The sequence below is a fragment of the Cycloclasticus zancles 78-ME genome (assembly GCF_000442595.1).
Classification (GTDB): Bacteria; Pseudomonadota; Gammaproteobacteria; order Methylococcales; family Cycloclasticaceae; genus Cycloclasticus; species Cycloclasticus pugetii.
On record NC_021917.1, the window covers coordinates 545,380 to 564,789 of the forward strand.

General features: G+C 40.7%; 16 protein-coding genes. 14 read left to right on the forward strand and 2 right to left on the reverse strand.

The window, feature by feature from the left end; translation table 11 throughout:
- Nucleotides 1-12: 12 nt before the first annotated feature.
- Nucleotides 13-1,005, forward strand: a complete 993-nt coding sequence (locus tag CYCME_RS02655) for an amidohydrolase family protein (RefSeq protein WP_020932073.1) — start codon at nt 13-15, stop codon at nt 1,003-1,005.
- A 72-nt stretch (nt 1,006-1,077) separates the two neighbouring features.
- Nucleotides 1,078-2,184 (forward strand): NAD(P)-dependent alcohol dehydrogenase, encoded by a 1,107-nt coding sequence (locus CYCME_RS02660; protein WP_020932074.1) that lies wholly within the window; start codon nt 1,078-1,080, stop codon nt 2,182-2,184.
- A 207-nt stretch (nt 2,185-2,391) separates the two neighbouring features.
- On the opposite strand, the gene thiE is transcribed toward CYCME_RS02660, so the two are convergent.
- Both thiE and thiD read right to left on the reverse strand, forming a co-directional pair.
- The gene (gene thiE, locus CYCME_RS02665) at nt 2,392-3,012 is read right to left on the reverse strand and encodes a thiamine phosphate synthase (RefSeq protein WP_020932075.1); all 621 of its coding nucleotides are present in this window, start codon (nt 3,010-3,012) and stop codon (nt 2,392-2,394) included.
- Nucleotides 3,009-3,812: a bifunctional hydroxymethylpyrimidine kinase/phosphomethylpyrimidine kinase gene (gene thiD / locus CYCME_RS02670; RefSeq protein WP_020932076.1), complete on the reverse strand. Its 804-nt coding sequence runs from the start codon at nt 3,810-3,812 to the stop codon at nt 3,009-3,011. The genes thiE and thiD overlap by 4 nt, the downstream gene beginning before the upstream one ends.
- Before the next feature lie 121 nt (nt 3,813-3,933).
- Here thiD and metH point away from each other — a divergent pair, with 121 nt between their 5' ends.
- From metH to CYCME_RS02730, 12 genes are all read left to right on the forward strand, one after another.
- A complete protein-coding gene (gene metH, locus CYCME_RS02675; protein WP_020932077.1) occupies nt 3,934-7,647 on the forward strand; it encodes a methionine synthase in 3,714 nt (1,237 codons plus the stop codon).
- A complete protein-coding gene (locus tag CYCME_RS02680) occupies nt 7,637-7,894 on the forward strand; it encodes a glutaredoxin family protein (protein WP_020932078.1) in 258 nt (85 codons plus the stop codon). The genes metH and CYCME_RS02680 overlap by 11 nt, the downstream gene beginning before the upstream one ends.
- A gap of 197 nt (nt 7,895-8,091) precedes the next feature.
- Complete coding sequence (locus CYCME_RS02685; protein ID WP_020932079.1) at nt 8,092-9,414, forward strand: ExeA family protein; 1,323 nt, start codon at nt 8,092-8,094, stop codon at nt 9,412-9,414.
- 129 nt (nt 9,415-9,543) lie between these two features.
- Nucleotides 9,544-11,223: a pilus (MSHA type) biogenesis protein MshL gene (mshL, locus tag CYCME_RS02690; protein ID WP_020932080.1), complete on the forward strand. Its 1,680-nt coding sequence runs from the start codon at nt 9,544-9,546 to the stop codon at nt 11,221-11,223.
- On the forward strand, nt 11,220-12,455 hold the full coding sequence (locus tag CYCME_RS02695) for a tetratricopeptide repeat protein (protein WP_020932081.1): 1,236 nt from the start codon (nt 11,220-11,222) through the stop codon (nt 12,453-12,455). The genes mshL and CYCME_RS02695 overlap by 4 nt, the downstream gene beginning before the upstream one ends.
- A complete protein-coding gene (locus CYCME_RS02700; protein WP_020932082.1) occupies nt 12,452-14,158 on the forward strand; it encodes a GspE/PulE family protein in 1,707 nt (568 codons plus the stop codon). The genes CYCME_RS02695 and CYCME_RS02700 overlap by 4 nt, the downstream gene beginning before the upstream one ends.
- A gap of 1 nt (nt 14,159) precedes the next feature.
- Complete coding sequence (locus CYCME_RS02705) at nt 14,160-15,362, forward strand: type II secretion system F family protein (RefSeq protein WP_020932083.1); 1,203 nt, start codon at nt 14,160-14,162, stop codon at nt 15,360-15,362.
- Nucleotides 15,362-16,909, forward strand: coding sequence for a hypothetical protein (locus CYCME_RS02710; protein ID WP_020932084.1), 1,548 nt, complete (start codon nt 15,362-15,364; stop codon nt 16,907-16,909). The genes CYCME_RS02705 and CYCME_RS02710 overlap by 1 nt, the downstream gene beginning before the upstream one ends.
- Complete coding sequence (locus CYCME_RS02715; RefSeq protein WP_041932872.1) at nt 16,906-17,553, forward strand: hypothetical protein; 648 nt, start codon at nt 16,906-16,908, stop codon at nt 17,551-17,553. Before CYCME_RS02710 ends, CYCME_RS02715 begins: the two co-directional genes overlap by 4 nt.
- Complete coding sequence (locus tag CYCME_RS02720) at nt 17,550-17,957, forward strand: hypothetical protein (protein WP_041932873.1); 408 nt, start codon at nt 17,550-17,552, stop codon at nt 17,955-17,957. The genes CYCME_RS02715 and CYCME_RS02720 overlap by 4 nt, the downstream gene beginning before the upstream one ends.
- Nucleotides 17,944-18,744 (forward strand): hypothetical protein, encoded by an 801-nt coding sequence (locus tag CYCME_RS02725; protein WP_041932874.1) that lies wholly within the window; start codon nt 17,944-17,946, stop codon nt 18,742-18,744. The genes CYCME_RS02720 and CYCME_RS02725 overlap by 14 nt, the downstream gene beginning before the upstream one ends.
- On the forward strand, nt 18,741-19,409 hold the full coding sequence (locus CYCME_RS02730) for a type II secretion system protein (RefSeq protein WP_020932088.1): 669 nt from the start codon (nt 18,741-18,743) through the stop codon (nt 19,407-19,409). The genes CYCME_RS02725 and CYCME_RS02730 overlap by 4 nt, the downstream gene beginning before the upstream one ends.
- Nucleotide 19,410: the final 1 nt, after the last annotated feature.

Here is a 19,410-nt window from a genome sequence, read left to right on the forward strand (position 1 = left end):
TAGGGGTTCAAAGTGATTATTGATGTACACACGCATGTGGTTCCTGAGTATTTCCCTGCATACTCTGGTAATAATGTAGCCACTCGATGGCCATCAATGGGCTGTTGTGATCAGCCGCATCATCGGTCAGTTTTAATTGCTGGCAAAACATTTCGAGAAGTCAGTCATCATAGCTGGGATGCCTCTCAACGTCTGCTTGATATGCAGGTGGAAAAGGTTGATAGACAAGTCTTGTCGCCAATGCCTGAGCTTTTATCCTATTGGTTTGATGTGGATGATGCTGTGCGTATGTGTGGGCATATGAATCATACGATTGCTAACATGGTTAATAGTTCTCCTGAATCCTTTTATGGATTAGGAATGGTTCCCTTGCAAGACCCTGAGCGTGCAGCCAGTGAAATGTCACGTTTACGTGCTGATTATGGTTTATTGGGTATAGAGGTGGGTACAAATATTAATGGACGGCCCATTGGCGACCCTTTCTTTGAGCCCATTTTTGCGGCAGCGGTTGAGAATGGATTATCAATTTTTATTCATCCGTTACACCCAGCTGGGGTGGAAAGAGTTATAGGCCAGCCAGCCATGTCAGCTTTGGTAGCGTTTCCAAATGAAACAGCTTTCGCGGCAGCCTCTTTAGTCAGCGGGGGAATGTTAACCAAGTACCCAGCGTTACGTATTGGGTTAAGTCATGGTGGCGGTGGTTTTGCCATGATGTTGCCGCGAATGATGCAAGGGTGGGAAACAATGGGGCGTGATCTATTTGATGAATCGCCGATAGATATTGCACAACGACTCTACTACGACACCTTGGTGTACGATAATCAAACACTTCAGTATTTAATTGACTCATTTGGCATAGAGCAACTCATGGTGGGTACTGACTACCCCTTTGTCATTCGTGAGAAGTCGCCCGGCAAGCGGATACAATCTTTGGGGCTTAGTGAGCATGATATGTCGCTCCTTCAGTCTGTTAACGCACAACGTTTTCTAGCTTGCTCTAGGTAGGCAAAGCATTCATTCATATTTTTAACACTAGCATTTTATAAAAAATAATAATCACCTAAAGGAGATCATTCCATGGAAATAGAAGCAGCAGTAATAAGGGGAAGTAAAGGGGCTTTTGAATTTGAATCGTTGGAGTTAGCAGAAGTATCAGCTGATCAGATTTTAGTAAAAATAGTCGCAGTTGGGCTTTGTCATACGGATTTAACCTGTCGTGATCAAGCCTACCCCGTTCCTTTGCCCATGGTGTTTGGTCATGAAGGGGCTGGCGTTGTAGAAAAAGTAGGTAAAAATGTGACGAAGGTTGAACCGGGCGATCATGTTGTTCTTACATTTTATACCTGCGGTCACTGTGAAGCTTGTTTGAATGGTGAGCCTGCGCGATGTGAAGCAGCATTTGAGCCGAACTTTTTAGGTCGAGCAGTCGATGGTAGTTGTACGATTCATGATCACTCGGGGGCAGCAATCGATTCGAGTTTTTTTGGCCAATCATCGTTTGCTAGCTATTCACTATCCTATGAAAGAAATACCATAAAAGTGCCTAAAGACGTCCCATTGGAGCTATTGGGGCCGTTGGGTTGTGGCGTGCAAACAGGTGCAGGGTCGGTACTCAATGCCTTGAACCCACCTGCAGGAAGTGCAATTGCTATTTATGGTGCGGGTGCAGTCGGTCTATCGGCTGTTATGGCCTCTGTTATTGCAAACTGTACAACGATAATTTCGGTTGATGTAAAGGAAAACCGTTTAGCGTTAGCAAAAGAGCTTGGGGCGACCCATGTTATTAATGCCGCTGAGGTAGACCCTGTTGAGGAAATTAAGAAAATAGTGGGTGGGGCAGGTATTGCTTATGTACTTGAAACAAGCGGGGTTCCAAATGTATTGGTTCAAGCAATTACTTGTTCAAAACCAGGGGGTGAAATAGGCATCGTGGGTTCACCAGCGCTAGGTGTAACGATACCTGTAGATGTTAGTTTTATGTTGGATAACCGAACGCTACGAGGGATTATACAAGGCCAATCTAACTTTGATATTTTTATCCCACGCTTAATCGAGTTGTATAAACAGGGTAAATTTCCATTTGATAAATTAATAAAATTTTACGAATTTGATCAAATAAACCAAGCAGCGGAAGACTCAGAGAAAGGCGTGACACTTAAAGCGGTGATGCGACTTCCCAAGTAGTACTTAGAATACAAACGCCGAACCTTACTCTTCGGGTTTTTACGAGGTTTAGTTAGAAATGAAAGAGCGTAATATGCGCATTTTGAATGTCAGAGCATAGTTAAAGAGAATTATCGTGAGCCAACAAATACTATTGACTTGCGCGCGTGAGTTAGTGGCAGCTGATGCAAATGCTCTACAGGTCGTGGATAGGTGGGCACTGCAATACTAAAATAAAGCGCTGAAGTGTTGGCAGCTTTCGCTGATGTTATCTGCGCTGAAAATTTGCTCTACAACGGCGATAAAGTCTGCACCTTGATTAATCAGTGCTTTTGCATTGTTGTGTTGAATGCCGCCAATGGCAACGATGGGGATAGATAAAGCAGCTTTCGCATCCTGTAGGGTTTTAAGGTTTGCTAAAGGAATGCCGGGCTTTGTGGTTGAATTGAAAAATCGACCAAATGCAACATAATCTGCACCCTGTTCTTGAGCCTGTAAGGCAAGCGATAAATGGTGATGACAAGTCACCCCGATAAGTGCATCCTTGCCTAATCGTTGTCTCGCTTCAAGAATGCTGCCATCTGATTGACCAAGGTGGACACCCTCTGCCTGACAGGCTAGTGCAAGGGCAGGATTGTCGTTAATGATCAATGGAACGTTATAATTTAAGCACAATTGATGAATAGCCTGTGCTCGCAGCAGTGTTTCAACAGGCGTGCTGATTTTGTCTCGGTATTGCAGAAGGCTTGCACCTCCTTGAAGTGCTTGTTCTGCTTTTTCTAATAATAAAGCTGTTTCGGCTACATTTGGTGTAATAGCGTATAGGCCATTTTTAGGTAACGGAGTCATTGCTGAATGCGATTGGGGAAAAGTTGCCCTTTACCAACTCGGTTAGCTAATTTAATGGCTTGGTTAACATATGTTTGTGCCAACGCTACGGCATTGGGTATTGATTGACCTTGCGCGACTAAGGCTGCAATGGCTGAGGCCAGTGTGCAACCGGTACCATGAAAGTGGCCGCTTTGGCGTTCCCATTCATAAGTTATTTGTTTTTCATGATTAAAAAATAAGTGATTACGCAGTACCGCCCCTGGTGAATGCCCGCCCGTTATTAAAACGTAATTTGTACCTGTGTTAAGCAGTGCTTTGCCAAGGCTTTCTTCATTGTTATCGTGTTGTAAACCAGAAAGTTGAGCCGCTTCGATAGTATTGGGTGTCAACACGGTTGTGAGGGGAAGAAGCGTATTTTTAATTTCATCGAGCAGTTTAATATTGGCCAATGATGTGCCATCGCCACTAGCAAGGACGGGGTCGAAAACCACAGGAATATTAGGGTGTAACTGAATGATCTTGACGATAGCTTTAACGGCGTCGACTGACCCAGTTAAGCCAACTTTGATAACAGCAATAGGCAGATCATCAAACAACACCTTAGCTTGCTCAATGATATCGTCCGCTTTTAAGGGTATTAAACGATGAACCGTGCTGGAATCTTGTACCGTTAAGCAGCTGATGATTGAACAAGGGTGGCAGCCAAAATGGGTGAGTACTTCGATATCGGCTTGAATGCCGGCGCCGCCAGTTGGGTCATGCCCAGAAATAGTTAGTACGGCAGGTTTTGTGTCTAGATTTTTTGGCGAATGAGACAAAAGAGTGGGGTGCGTTTTACATTTAAAAAGGATGGTAGAGGAATAAATTTATAACAACAAGTGCCTGTTCAGTAGCAAACGAGTAAAATGGCTGATTATTTAAAAAAAACGTACCGAAACAATGGCACAAACAGAAAAACACACACAGCTGTTAGATTTATTAAAGCAACGCATTTTATTACTGGATGGCGCTATGGGTACGATGATTCAGTCGTATGACTTTAACGAAAGTGATTATCGTGGAGAGCGTTTTGCTGACTGGCCAAGCGATGTAAAAGGCAATAATGATTTATTATCGTTAACTCAAGAAGATACTATCCGTGCTATCCATTTGGCTTATTTTGAAGCGGGTGCGGATATTGTTGAAACGAATACTTTTAACTCAACACGTGTTGCTATGGCTGATTACGATATGCAAGAGTTATCGTATGAAATTAACGAACAATCGGCTCGTATTGCAAGAAAAGCGGCAGATGAGATTGAGGCAAAATACCCTGGCAGAGTATGTTTTGTAGCAGGTGTTTTAGGCCCAACAAATCGTACGGCCAGTATTTCGCCGGATGTAAACGATCCTGCTTTTAGAAATATCAGCTTTGATGAATTGGCGGAGGCTTATACAGAATCAATTGATGCGCTGATAAAAGGTGGGGCCGATATTATCTTGGTAGAAACCATTTTTGATACGCTCAATGCGAAAGCGGCGCTGTACGCGATTCAAATGTATTTTGAAACACATGATGTTGAATACCCAGTCATGATTTCTGGCACAATAACCGACGCCTCCGGTCGAACGTTGTCAGGTCAAGTAACCGAAGCATTTTGGAATTCGCTAAGACATATCAAGCCGATTAGTATTGGCTTTAACTGTGCTCTTGGTGCTGAAGAGTTGCGCCAATATGTAGAAGAGTTGTCTCGTGTTGCCGATACGTATATCAGTGCACACCCCAATGCAGGTCTACCGAATGAGTTTGGTGGTTATGACGAAACACCAGACGATATGGCCGGCCATATTCGGGAGTGGGCGCAAAGTGGTTTCTTGAATATTATTGGTGGCTGTTGTGGAACATCACCTGAATTCATAACGGCAATGAAAGAAGCAGTGAGCGATAGTGCACCAAGGGAAATACCGAAGCTTGAGGTTGCCTGTCGATTGTCTGGCTTAGAGCCGATGAATATTTTTAAAGACTCTCTGTATGTCAATGTGGGTGAGCGAACGAATGTGACCGGTTCGGCTCGGTTTAAACGCCTAATTAAAGAGCAAGATTACGAAACAGCACTCGATGTAGCGCGTCAGCAGGTGGAAAGTGGCGCTCAGGTGATCGATATCAACATGGATGAAGGCATGTTGGATTCGAAAGCAGCGATGATACGTTTTTTAAGTTTGATAGCGGCAGAGCCAGATATATCGGTGGTTCCCGTGATGATCGATTCTTCTAAATGGGATATTTTAGAAGCCGGTTTAAAGTGTGTGCAAGGCAAAGCGATCGTCAATTCGATTAGTCTGAAAGAAGGCGAAGAAAATTTTATCAATCAAGCTAAAACCATTATGCGTTACGGCGCGGCAGTGATAGTGATGGCGTTTGATGAAACCGGGCAAGCAGATACATTTGAACGTAAAGTTGAAATTTGTACACGTGCCTATAAAGTGCTGACTGAAAAGGTTGGCTTCCCAGCCGAAGATATCATTTTTGACCCTAATATTTTTGCCATTGCCACAGGCATCGATGAGCACAATAATTATGCGGTTGATTTTATTGAAGCAACACGTGTTATTAAGCAAACTTTGCCACATGCTATGGTGTCTGGTGGTGTTTCGAATGTGTCCTTCTCCTTTCGAGGAAATAACAAAGTCAGGGAAGCGATTCATGCGGTATTTTTATACTATGCGGTTCAAGCAGGCATGGATATGGGCATTGTCAATGCAGGGCAGCTAGCAGTATATGACGATATTCCTGATGAGCTACGCGAGAGTGTCGAAGATGTCATCTTAAACCGGACACCTAAAAGCGGTACCTCTGCGACAGAGAACTTATTAGCCATTGCTGAAAAATACCTTGATGGTGATTCAGAAGAGGCCGTAAAAGAAGCCGCTGAATGGCGTTCATGGCCCGTAAAAAAACGATTAGAGCACGCACTCGTTAAAGGCATTACCGAATTTATAGAAGAAGACACTGAACTGGTTCGCCAAGAAGTTGATCGCCCGCTGCATGTGATTGAGGGCCCGTTAATGGACGGCATGAATGTGGTGGGTGATTTGTTTGGCGAAGGCAAAATGTTCTTGCCACAAGTGGTTAAATCAGCCCGCGTCATGAAAAAAGCGGTGGCTTACCTTATGCCATTTATGGAAGAAGAAAAGGGCGATGTTATTAGCAGTAATGGCAAGGTGTTAATGGCGACTGTCAAAGGTGACGTGCACGATATCGGCAAAAACATTGTCGGTGTGGTGTTGCAATGTAATGGCTTTGAGGTGATCGATTTGGGTGTCATGGTGCCTGCGGATACTATTTTAAAGCAAGCGCGTGAACATAAGGTTGATGCCATTGGTTTGAGCGGTTTGATAACGCCATCACTTGATGAAATGGTGCATATGGCGAAAGAAATGGAGCGACAAGGGTTTAAGATGCCCCTAATGATTGGTGGCGCAACAACATCACGCGCGCACACAGCGGTTAAAATCGAACCGAACTATCACGGAGCGAGTGTATACGTGACCGACGCTTCTAGATCGGTGGGCGTTCTAACAAATTTGATGGATAAAGATGCGGCCAATGATTACCAGCAAAAAGTTCGTGATGAATACGCAGAAGTACGTGAGCGACATAAAGGCCGCCAATCAACCAAACGTCAACTGAATATTGAAGATGCGCGCAATAATGCCACAGAGATTGATTGGGCTAGCTTTACGCCTGTTAAACCGAGCTTCTTAGGTACAAAAGTACTCAATGAGTTTCCATTAGAAGAGATCGCTAAATTTATTGATTGGTCGCCATTTTTCCAAACATGGGAGTTAGTGGGCAGTTATCCAAAAATACTTGACGATGAAATTATTGGTGAACATGCGCGTGATTTATTTAAAGATGCGCAAGCCATGTTGCAGAAGGTTGTTGATGAAAAATGGCTAACGGCGCGCGCGGTGTTTGGGTTTTATCCAGCGAATAGTCGGGTAGATGACGTAGTGGTTTATGCAGATGAGTCGCGTACAAACGAAACAGCAGTGTTGCATCAGCTGCGTCAACAAAACATCAAACCGCCAGGGCGTAAAAACTATTGCTTAGCCGACACAGTAGCGCCAGAAAAATCAGGTATTAATGATTATATCGGCGCATTTGCTGTTACAGCAGGTATTGGTATTGAAGAGCACGTAAAAAGATTTGAAGCAGAGCACGATGATTACCAATCCATTATGATCAAAGCAATAGCCGATCGTTTAGCGGAGGCGTTTGCAGAATGCTTGCATCAACAAGTGAGAAAAGAGTATTGGGGTTACGCGGCGGATGAATCGTTAACAAACGACGATTTAATTAAAGAGACATACAAGGGTATTCGTCCTGCACCAGGTTATCCTGCGTGCCCAGATCATACGGAAAAAGCCACGTTGTTTTCATTATTAAATGCGACTGAAGAAGTGGGTATTGAGTTGACTGAAAGTTTCGCCATGTACCCAACAGCAGCAGTGAGTGGTTGGTACTTTGCGCACCCTGATGCTCAGTATTTTAACGTCGGCAAGTTAAAAAAAGACCAAGTGGAAGACTACGCGCAGCGTAAAGGCGAAAGTTTGGACTATATAGAACGCTGGTTAGCTCCAAGCCTTGCTTACGATCCAGATGATAGCTGAATTAACGTTTTATACAACGGAGGGGTGCCATCTTTGTGAGGATGCAAAAACACTTCTTCAGCAACTATTGAGTGATTATCCAGATCAATATCAAGTGGAAATAGTTGATATAGTCTGTGTTGACTCCTTAATCGAGCAATACGGAACGCGCATTCCCGTTATTAAACAAAATGGGCTGACTGCTGATTTAGGCTGGCCTTTTGATTACAAAGGTTTATTGCGCTTTTTGGGGGAAAATATTGAGTGACGGGAATAGAAAGTTTTCAATGATAATGGTGATTTTGAGTATTATCGCGGTGTTAATGGGTGTAGCTGTTTTTTATTGGTTATGCCAATTTGAGCCTTTACCATCAAGTTATTTATCCAGTCAATTAATGCTCGACAGGCTGCAGACATTCAATAAGGTTTATTTTTTCATTCAAAAGTTTGGTTAAAAAATAACAAATGTACTTAGATTATTTTGGTTTAAAGAAACAACCCTTTGGTATTACACCAGACACCTCTCTGTTTTTCAAAGGTGCTGAGCGTGGTGATGTGCTGGATGCGGTGTTATATGCCTTGAATTCAGGCCAGGGAATCATCAAAGTGGTTGGTGAAGTGGGTAGCGGCAAGACCATGTTATCCCGTATGTTGGTTAACAAGGTGCCGGATAATACAGTATTTGTCTATTTGTTAAACCCAAGCATAGAAGCAGAGCAAGTACTTTATGCCATCTCTTATGATCTAGGTTTACAAGTTGACCTCAACGATAAATCTATTCAAATACTACATGTGCTTCAACAAAAGTTATTGGATTTTTATCAAGAAGGAAAAAAAGTTGTCTTAGTGGTGGATGAAGCACAACAAATGCCCCTTAAAACCTTGGAAGAAATTCGCTTGCTGAGTAATTTAGAAACAGAAACAGAAAAATTATTACAAATCATTCTTTTTGGCCAGCCTGAGTTGGATGAACATATTGATACCCCGAGTGTTAGACAGCTTCGAGAAAGAATTATCTATAGCTTTTACCTCAGTCCGTTGGATTGGAAAATGACCGATAAATATTTACACTTTCGCCTTGAGAAGGCAGGGCATCAAGGCCGAGGGATTTTTGATAAGAATGCAATAAAACTATTAACAAAATATGCAGATGGCACGTTAAGAAGGCTAAATGTATTGGCAGATAAATCATTGCTGGCAGCTTTTTTACAAAAAAGCCCAGTAGTAAAGGTTAAGCACGTTAAGTTAGCATTAAAAGACAATATTAAAGGTCATAAAAAGTCAGAAGCTTTGAAATATGTAGCTTTAACATGTTTAGTTACCGTAGGTATTCTTGCTATGGCATATTTTTTTATACTTGTTAAGAGCCAAGGGTTCGCTGTGGAGACTGTGACGAGAATTGAAGAGGTGCCTAAAAAACGGTCAATTATCACCCATCAAAGCAACGCGGACGAGAAAAAGCAAATGGGCATTCAGGCAAGTTTATCGGACAACTTATTACAATCACGTCTTAGCGCTTTTAACTTATGGAGACAAACTACAAAAAACGTTTATACAATAAGGTTAATGACCGAACCTACTGGCTCTGCTAAAAGGGTTGAGAGTTTTATGCGTTCTGTATCATCTCCACGTATTGAAGATAAAATTTTTGTTAATAAGGCTGACGACAATATCTATATTGTTTACTACGATGGGTTTGAAACCTACTCTGAAGCGAATTTGGCGTTAAAAAAGTTATCGCCCGCTATGCGTAAATATAAGCCGTATATTGTTAATATTAAGAAATAAGATCAAATTGGTTTTAATTATTAAAATCAGTATGATAGGAACTAGAGTTAATTTTTTTATTAACTTGTATTTTTCATTTCATCGTCTACAATTTGTTTAAAATTAATAATTTCAAAGTGTGTTAACTAAATGAAATCAATAGCTCTTGCTACTTTTATGCTCCTTGCCTTATCGGCATGTAATACGGTTTCTTTTAAACCATCCGATCAACATATCCAGGAAACACCTAAACCGGTTGGCAGCCCTCCAAAGGTATTGGAATCTATTCCATTGCCTGAGAAACCTTCAGCTAAAAAACAAATGGAAGTATTTACGGTCGTTGTCAATGATGTGCCAGTACGAGAGCTGTTGTTTGCGATTGCGCGTGATGCGAATATCAATATCGATATAGTTGAAGATGTATCAGGGGAGGTAACATTAAACGCTATAGATCAGACGTTCGAAGAAATTTTAGAAAGAATAAGTCATCAAGTTGATATTCGCTATAGCGTAGTAAACACCATAGTGAAAATTGAGTTAGATGCACCATACATTAAACATTACGAAGTTAGTTATGTGAATATGGATAGAGGTAGCACAGCAACCATTGCGATTGCTACAGAAGTATCTTCTACAGGCGGTGGTTCAGGGTCGGAGTCTACCGTTGGTAATACCTCTAACACTAGTATCACAAATAATTCAAATCATCGATTCTGGACGACGATTGTTAATAATATTAGAAATATTGTTGGGCAAAACGACTCGGAGAATAACGCTACCGAAGAGGTGACTGAGGTCTTAGAAGGCACAACTGATGCATTAGTGGGTCAAGCTGGTGAAGGGCCGCCTGCTGAGGGCGATGAAACGGAAACAATGAGGACTAGTAGGCAGGCAGTTATGGCTAGTCCTGAAAGTGGAATGATTAGTGTTTTCGCAACTCAGCGCCAACACCGTGAAGTGGAAAACTACTTAGAGCTTGCGTTAGAGGGGGTTCAACGACAGGTTTTTATAGAGGCTACTATTGTTGAAGTTGATTTGAATGATGACTATCAGGCTGGTGTTGATTGGAGTCGTTTACTAACAAACCCCGCGGGCGACGGGTTTGGTTTTGAGCAAACATTAACCGGTAATAATCTATTAGATGCACCTACTACAGCACTTCAGTATGTAGCATCGGGTGATAAGTTTAATGTTACTGCAACGGTAAGGATGTTAAACCAGTTTGGTAATGCAAAAATATTATCAACACCAAAGATTATGGCACTTAATAATCAGACAGCCTTGTTAAAAGTGGTCGATAACCGCGTGTATTTTACGATCAATGTTGAGACTGAAACAAATGATAACAACACAATACGCACATTTGAATCCATTATTCATACATTGCCTGTTGGTTTAGTGATGAGTGTGACTCCTCAGATATCTTCAAGTGATGAGGTAACGTTAAACGTTAGACCCACTATTTCTCGTATATTGCGGTTTGTTTCAGACCCTAATCCAGCGTTAGGTGATGTGGAAAGTTTGATTCCTGAAGTGTCCGTGAGGGAAATTGAATCCATTCTACGAATAAAAAATGGGGATGTTGCTGTCATTGGCGGCCTGATGAAAGATAACCGCAGTAAAAGTACAGATGGTATTCCTCAGTTGTCAAAATTACCATTTGTTGGGGACCTATTTAGTTATAAAGACAATAAAGCGTCTAAATCTGAGTTGGTTATCTTCCTAAAGCCAATCGTTGCTAATAAACCGTCGCTCGGTGGGGAGTTTGCCAAATATAAACACTATATTGAAAATGCAGAAGAAAGCTCAAGGTCAGGTAATGCAAAATGAGCCTGTTGCTAGATGCCTTAAAACAGGCTGAAAAACAAAAGAACGCTGAAAGTACTAATGGTGAAGATCTACCAGAGAGTGAAGTTGATGAGATAGAGTTTATTTTAGATGAGCCTGTTGAGCAAGAACTTACTTCTGTGCCAGTAAATGAAATTAAGGTTTCTGAGCCCAAAGAAATTCCTTCGTTGGTTGAAAAGAAAATAGACGTTTCGATAGAAACACCAAGTAATGAAAATAAAAAAATACGTGAAGACAAAACGGATGGGCTACCTCTCGATTCGAGTTTAAATGTTTTTGCGGTTGGAAATGTGCCTTCGAGCAAGGGCCGGAATAAAAAATACACGTTAATAGGGCTAGCCGTTCTGGTTATTGTTTTACTGGCAGCCAGTATGTGGTATTTGTTTGAGAATGAGTCCACAAGTGATTTTTCTGAGCAGTTGATAGAAGGTGATCCGTTAATAAATGAACGTGAAGCATTGGAGGAGGTCAGTAATATGCAGTCAACTCCTACGCCACCTCCGCTGGCCGGTGTGACTAATAAAATAACAACACCAGTTGAAAATATTAAAAAATCTTCATTAGCACTAATATCAGAGGATGAGATTGCAAAGCCTAGCGCTAGCACGGGTATAAAAATTAAAAAAAGAATTATTTCAGTGGGTGTGTTTACTCAAATAGACGCTGCTTATAAAGCAATGCAACTTGGTAAGCTAGCCCAAGCAAAGTCTATTTATTTAAAAGTACTTAAATCAAGGCCAAACCAAGTAGATGCTTTATTGGGGCTAGCCAATATTGAAGTCCATGAAGGTTCGAAACAAAATGCAATAACACTGTATGAAAAGGTGCTTGCTAAAGAACAAACGAACGTAGTTGCACAGCTAGGGTTATTACAAATTTATTCAAATAAAGCACCATTAGCTAAACAACAGATATTGGAAGAGTTATCTAGTAAACATCCCAAAAACATAAGTGTTTTAAAGGCACTTGGGCAATCACTTTCTGCGCAATCTAAGTGGGCTAAAGCGCAAGAAATTTATTTTAAAGGGTATTCATTACAACCAAACAGTGTGTTCTTTACTTATAACTTAGCTGTTAGTTTGGACCAATTAGGTAAAGGGTCTGCGGCGTCCAGCTATTACGAAAAAGCAATAAATTTAAACAAAAATGCTTCTGACCCCGTTGATATAACTGCAATTGAAAATCGGTTGCAAGAATTAAGGGGTGCAAAATGAGTGACTCTCAGCCTAAAAAAAGGATAGGAGATCAGTTAGTTGATAAAGGTATTATTTCACTGGACCAACTTAAAATCGCTTTACAAGAACAAAAAATTTCCGGAAACCAGATAGGCAAGGTTTTAATAGATATGGGTTTCTTAACAGAAACTTTACTGAAAGAAGTTTTAAGCGATGGGGCACGTGATGAGAGCATTAATTTGGCGGAAGTGGTGCCAGATGAAGATGCAATTACCCTGGTTGATAAAGCATTAGCAGAACAGCTAAATGTTTTACCTTGTAATTTTAATGCTGAAAATAAAACGTTGCAATTAGCAATGGCTGATACGTTTGATATTTTAGCGCTAGATAAAGTTAAATCTCTTATTCCATCGAATATTACAGTCATGCCAATTTTGGCTGGTATTAAAGAGATACAAAGCAACATTGACCATTTTTATGGTTATGAGCTGTCAATTGATGGCATTTTAAGAGAAATTGAAACAGGCGAGTATGATGCCATTAGTCAACACATAGCTGTATCAGAATATACTCACCCACTGGTAAGGTTAGTCGATGCTTTTCTCACGGACGCGGTAAAACGTGGCGCTTCTGATATTCATTTTGAGCCTGAAGAAGGTTTCTTAAGGGTTCGTTATAGAATTGACGGTGTGTTACACCAAGTTCGAAGTTTGCATAATAAGTATTGGTCATCAATCGTTGTTCGTTTAAAAGTGATGTCAACGATGGATTTAGCAGAAACAAGAGCGCCACAAGATGGGCGGATTCATTTGAAAGTGGCAGGCCATCCGATTGATTTTCGTGTGGCAGCGCAACCCACTATTCACGGTGAGAATTTTGTATTAAGAATTTTAGATAGAGAAAAATCTATTGTTCCGTTGGAAGACTTAGATTTAGCAGAAAAAAACCGTCAATTATTGAAATTGATGATGGCTAGACCTGAAGGGATTATATTGGTAACGGGGCCAACGGGTAGCGGTAAAACAACAACGCTTTATTCAATGTTGAGTTATTTAAATAATGAATCAGTAAACATTATGACGCTTGAGGACCCTGTTGAATATCCAATTCCAATGATCAGGCAATCATCAATTGGACATTCCTCAAAAATGAATTTTGCTGATGGGATTAGGTCCTTAATGCGACAAGATCCAGATATCATCTTAGTGGGTGAAATGCGAGATTTAGAAACGTCTGAAATGGGCTTTAGAGCGGCTATGACAGGCCATCAAGTATTTTCTACATTACATACAAATTCAGCAATAGGCGCATTTCCGCGTTTACTCGATATAGGTGTATTGCCTGACATTATGGCGGGTAATATTATTGGTGTTATTGGTCAGCGTTTAATAAGAAGGCTGTGTAAATCATGTAAGTCTGAACAGCCTATTACGGACGTAGAAAAGAAACTGTTAGGCGATGGTGGGCAAAATTTAACGACTATATTTCATGCAGAAGGGTGTAAAAAATGTAATAACACGGGGTATAAAGGCCGAATCGCATTATTAGAAATTTTAAGAATGGATACGGATTTAGATGAACTCGTGGTCAAAAAGGTATCTCAACGTGAACTATTAAAGGCAGCTAAAGAAAAGGGCTATACCACACTCGCAGATGATGGGATTGCGCAGGTTCTTAAGGGTCGGACGACTTTAGATGAATTATCACGGGTTGTAGACTTTACCTCGAGATTAGCGAACTAATATGGCCACTTTTAGCTATAAAGCGGTTAGGCATGACGGCAAAAGAATTAGTGGTAGCCAAGATGCGTTAAATATCTATGATCTAGAATCAAAGTTAGAAAAAACGGGGACAGTCCTAATTACCGCAAAAGAAAGGTCTGCGGGACTATTTGCAAGAAAAAAAAAGATAACAAGGCGAGATATTATCGACTTTTATATTTATATGGAACAAATGCTCGAAGCAGGCATTCCAATTATAGAAGCACTTGTCGATTTTAGAGATGCATTAGAACCAACGCAATTTAAACACGTTATTAATTCACTAATTAGCCAAATAGAAAGTGGTAAATCATTGTCAGATGCCATGGCTGAATACGGTAAGGTGTTTAGTAATTTAATGGTTGAGCTGGTAAGGGTTGGTGAAATGAGTGGTGAATTGGTCTCAATTTTCGGAGAGCTTAAAACATCATTGATGTGGCAAGATGAATTAATTGCTAAAACTAAAAAAGTATTAATGTATCCGATGTTTGTTGGCACAGTTGTGTTTGGCGTGCTGTGTTTTATGATGATTTATTTAGTACCGCAAATGGTTGGGTTTATCACTGAAATGGGCGGTGAACTGCCCTTCCATACCATCGCATTAATTGCCGTATCGGAATTCTTTGTGGAGTATTGGTATATGTTATTAATAGCCCCAGTTTTGCTATTTATTGTTACTAAACTTCTTATTAATAAAAACAGTAAAGCCAGGCTGTTATTCGATAAAAATATTTTACAAATACCTTGGTTGGGCCCCATATTAAAAAAAATTATATTAGCGCGTTTTTCGACCAATTTTGCGTTGATGTACCGTTCTGGCATCGGTATTTTGGATGCTTTAAAGATTACCAAAGGCGTGGTTGATAATGAGTTTGTTGCTGGTGAAATAGAGTTTATCCGCTCACAGGTCACAGAAGGTGCGGGTATTGCCGATGCATTTTCTAGAACTGAGCTTTTCCCACCGCTTGTTATGCGGATGATTCGAGTTGGTGAACAAACAGGTGGCATTGATAAATCTTTAGTGAATGTCAGTTATTTCTTTAATAGGGATGTAGAAGATTCAATTGAGAAGCTGCAGAGCATGATAGAGCCGGCAATGACCGTTGTTTTGGGTGTTATTTTAGGCTGGGTAATGATGTCTGTGTTAGGCCCCATTTATGATTTGATTGGAGGACTAGAGCTCTGATGAATAAAAAATATGCCATTTATTTAAGTGATTCAACCATTGTGCTTTGTACCGTTGGTTCATCGGGCGTCGAGTTATTGCTAGAAGAGTACGCATCTAATCAAAATTTTGAAGAAAAATGTAAGACGATTCTTGAAAAATATAAAGAGACTAATGTCGACGTTTTTTTAGACTTGATTGGTGAAGAGTATAAACACGAGTCAATTCCGCATGTGAGGGGTAAAGATGGAGAGCTTTTATTAGCCAGGAAGCAGCAATCATTATTCCCAGGCGCTGATTTAGTATGGAAAACGCACGTTAAGCGTGAGAAAACAGGGCGAAAAGATGATGTTTACCTAATGATGGGTATGCAGTTGCCAAAAATGGTAAAGGACGTCTTTAGTCTATTGATTGAAAACGAATACGCTGTATCTGGTGTCTATTCAATATCTATTTTGGGAACAGAAATTCAGAAAGTGCTACCTGATCTACAGCAATACTTGACGATTTCTAGGGTATTAGGCAGGCAACAATCAGACCGGTCATATAGGCAAACATTTACTAAAAATAAAGAAATAGTCATTAGTCGGGTCACACGGGCAAAAGGTGGCGATATAGACGAAGCAATGGTTTCGCTAATGACTGAGATTGAGCGTATGCATCACTTTCTTAATGGCGCCAAACATTTGGGGGTAAACCATACCTTAAATGTTATAGGTGCATTGGGGGAGCATGAAAATCGTAAACTTTTAAGTAATAAAGCGGGTAACAATATTGAATTTAGGTATGTTGATCTTTACGAATTAGCATCAAAACTAGGGTTAAAACGACCTAAGTCGTTACTCAGTTTACCGGAATTGTTAACAAATTTGGCGGTAACCAAACAGGTTAAACCACATTTTAAGCCTGAAGACTTGTGTGCAAAATTCCAACGAAATTATGTTAGCAGCCTATTGAAAAGAACATCGGTGGCGATTGTTTTATTGGCTGTTATAGGATCGGCAGGGTTATGGTGGGGTGCTCAAAACAGCAAAGAAGATGTTAAGTACTTACAGGCCCAAATTGAAGCGTTAAATAGTCAACATGAAGATATTGGCACGGAATTATCTGGAGAGGAGATTTCACCACAGTTAATGAAAAGCGTTGTCGATGCTTATGATGCTCTATCTAACAATCAATATGCGCCAGAAGATGCGTTGGGGGTGATTGCAGAAGCCTATATTGGTTTTCATGATATTTCTATCCTGGAAATTACTTGGGTGACAACAAAGTCTAACGAAAGTAATACTCAAGAAGACCAACAAGAAGCGTTGCTAGACACAATAAAGAAACCTAGGAAATTCGCGATCAAGTTAGGACTTCCTCCATCGTTAAGTGACAGAAAGTTGGTCAATCGTGTGAATAGTTTCTCAGAATCTTTGCTTAATCATGGAAAAATAACAGAGGTTGAGCAAACCTCCGCAACAATTAATATTCAGAGTAATGCCTCAATGGAAAGGACGGTTAGTACTGAATCTGAAAATGGAAAACCCATTGAATTTACCTTATTGCTCACGATGAAATTATGATTAATACAGAAATAACTAGTACCTGGCAGTCGTTTAAATTAGAGCTAATATTCCTAATGGGTTCGATCACTCTAGCACTGATTTTGGTAGTTATTTTCTGGGGTGATTATCAAGACGTTGTTACAGAGGAGCAGGCAATAAACCAACAGCATGAACAACTAAGTCATGATCTTAGTGATTATATTCAAGGCAAAGAGCTATTAAAAGAGGTGGGTGCATCGTTTAAAGCGTTAAAGGCTCAAGGCTTTTATGGCGATGAGGATAGGCTGGCATTAGTAGAAGCATTAAAGAGAGCGGCTAATAAACTTAAGTTAACCGAATTTAAATACACGATTTCACCTCAACATAAAATTGAAAGCGCAGGGGCGTATTTTCCAGCAGAATTAAATCTATTAGAAACGACCGTGATTATTGAAGCAGGGCTTTTGCATGATGCTGACTTAATTAGTATAACGAACGAGCTCTCATCGTACGCTAAAGAGGCATTTATTGTGAAGTCTTGTCAATTAACAAGAGAGCCTTCGGTAAACGTAACCGAATTAACAAAAAATGTTGGACTTGTTTGCAAGCTAGGTTTTTATAACGTAAAAAATTCAGAAGTTGAATCAGGCGATGAAGAGATAGACTTGGGTGATGATATATGAATAAACGACATGGCTGTTTAGTATGCTTTTTTTTGGTCGTGTTGCCAGTAACTAGTTGGGCGATAGGCGATCTAATGTTATCCATTCAGCAGCGCGCAAAAATCGATTTAATTCGTTCAAGCGGTGTTCAAACAATAATTGGCGAAACAACGCCGGTAGCAGAAATCAAAGTGAATGGTTTTTACTTTAATAGCAAAGATGGTCAACATAAGGGGACTGTTTGGGTGAATGGCCAGCAAGTAGGCAATGGATCATTAGACAAAAACAATATCGTCGTAAACGGTTTAAATGAATCCACAAAGTTAGTTGATTTGTCAGTAAAAGAGCCCAACATTAAAATACCGTTTAAGGCGGGGCAAGCATTAAATGTTGATAATGGTGACATTCGAGATGCGTTCCAATAGCAAACAAAAAGGCGCGGCGTTAATCATCATCATCACTATATTGGCGTTGATGATTTCATCCGTATTGCTATTTGGGCTAGATAAAAACTCACTTAATATCGCGCGGGATAAGAAAACGAGTAAGGCATTAGCTAAAGCGAAAGAGGCACTTATTAATTATGCGTTATTGTCAGATAGATTGCCAGCTTCGCCAGGTATTGGCTACTTGCCTTGTCCAGATAGAACAGGCGATGGTTTGGCCAATGAGCCGTGTGGCTTAACTGGAGAAAGTGCAGAAGGCTGGTTGCCATGGCAGACACTGGGAGAAAAACCACTCTATGATAAAAATAAAAGCTGTTTGCGCTATGTGGTATCAGGTAACTATAAGATAAACCCAGCATCAGTTTTAAGTAAGTTACCGCCTACTCAGGGGCATTTCGTTATTCATAATGCAAGCAACTCCGCTATTGTAGGTACTTCGTCCGCTAGCTATGCTTTGGCTGTTGTATTTGCTCCACATAAACTAGTGGCAGGTCAAAATAGAAGCATAGGTGGAGGCGCTAAAACCACCTGTGGTAGTTCATCAGTTGGAGCGCCAATTAATGCAGCATCTAATTTGTTGGACACACTTAATAATGTTAACAATGCAAACGGCACCTACACTGGCCCGGGTGTGCCTGGTAATAATGCATTGCCAACCAGCACAGCGTCTGTCTTTATGCAGGCAAATACACAAGCCAATTTTAACGATGCATTAATATGGATTAGCCCCCAAAATTTTGCAAACGTATACGCGAGGATGCCATGAAGCTTCATCAAACCAATCAACAAACAGGGTTCACTATCGTAGAAATAGCGATAGTTTTATTGATATTTGGGTTGATTGTTGGTGGCATTATGGGGCCGTTACAAATCCAGCTAGACAATATGGATCGTCGTGAAACGGTACAAACGATAGAAACAACTAAAGAGGCTGTTATTGGATTTGCCTTGAGAAATGGCCGAGTGCCATGCCCCGATACAACAGGAGATGGTCAAGAGAATAACCCAGGGGGTAACTGCAGTAGTGCTGGTGGTTCAGTGCCTTGGGTTACGCTAGGCGTTAACTCGGTTGATGCATGGAAGCAACCGCTCACTTACCGAGTGGATACGCGTTTTGCTGATAATACCGATGGTACAGGCTGCCCTGATGCCAATGTACCGGGTATTTCATTTGAAATGTGTTCAACGGGTAACATTACTATTCGGGCAACCAGTGCAGGTGCTTTAGTAGCGGCTAATGTACCTGTGGTTATTGTGTCACACGGTGATAATTGGGTGGCAGCAGGCGATGTAAATGAACAAGAAAACTCAGATAATGACGCTAGCTTTGTTGATAAAAACCATATAAATCAAGGGTATGATGATTTGGTTGGCTGGATAAATATCAATAACCTAATTGGTAAAATGGTTGCTGCAAATAAGTTACCTTAAA

Excerpts from the sequence above, each read along its gene's own strand:
- CYCME_RS02660 (WP_020932074.1), top strand. The coding sequence starts at position 1,078 with ATGGAAATAGAAGCAGCAGTAATAAGGGGAAGTAAAGGGGCTTTTGAA.
- thiE (WP_020932075.1), bottom strand. The coding sequence starts at position 3,012 with ATGACTCCGTTACCTAAAAATGGCCTATACGCTATTACACCAAATGTA.
- metH (WP_020932077.1), top strand. The coding sequence starts at position 3,934 with ATGGCACAAACAGAAAAACACACACAGCTGTTAGATTTATTAAAGCAA.
- CYCME_RS02680 (WP_020932078.1), top strand. The coding sequence starts at position 7,637 with ATGATAGCTGAATTAACGTTTTATACAACGGAGGGGTGCCATCTTTGT.
- CYCME_RS02685 (WP_020932079.1), top strand. The coding sequence starts at position 8,092 with ATGTACTTAGATTATTTTGGTTTAAAGAAACAACCCTTTGGTATTACA.
- mshL (WP_020932080.1), top strand. The coding sequence starts at position 9,544 with ATGAAATCAATAGCTCTTGCTACTTTTATGCTCCTTGCCTTATCGGCA.
- CYCME_RS02695 (WP_020932081.1), top strand. The coding sequence starts at position 11,220 with ATGAGCCTGTTGCTAGATGCCTTAAAACAGGCTGAAAAACAAAAGAAC.
- CYCME_RS02700 (WP_020932082.1), top strand. The coding sequence starts at position 12,452 with ATGAGTGACTCTCAGCCTAAAAAAAGGATAGGAGATCAGTTAGTTGAT.
- CYCME_RS02705 (WP_020932083.1), top strand. The coding sequence starts at position 14,160 with ATGGCCACTTTTAGCTATAAAGCGGTTAGGCATGACGGCAAAAGAATT.
- CYCME_RS02710 (WP_020932084.1), top strand. The coding sequence starts at position 15,362 with ATGAATAAAAAATATGCCATTTATTTAAGTGATTCAACCATTGTGCTT.
- CYCME_RS02715 (WP_041932872.1), top strand. The coding sequence starts at position 16,906 with ATGATTAATACAGAAATAACTAGTACCTGGCAGTCGTTTAAATTAGAG.
- CYCME_RS02720 (WP_041932873.1), top strand. The coding sequence starts at position 17,550 with ATGAATAAACGACATGGCTGTTTAGTATGCTTTTTTTTGGTCGTGTTG.
- CYCME_RS02725 (WP_041932874.1), top strand. The coding sequence starts at position 17,944 with ATGCGTTCCAATAGCAAACAAAAAGGCGCGGCGTTAATCATCATCATC.
- CYCME_RS02730 (WP_020932088.1), top strand. The coding sequence starts at position 18,741 with ATGAAGCTTCATCAAACCAATCAACAAACAGGGTTCACTATCGTAGAA.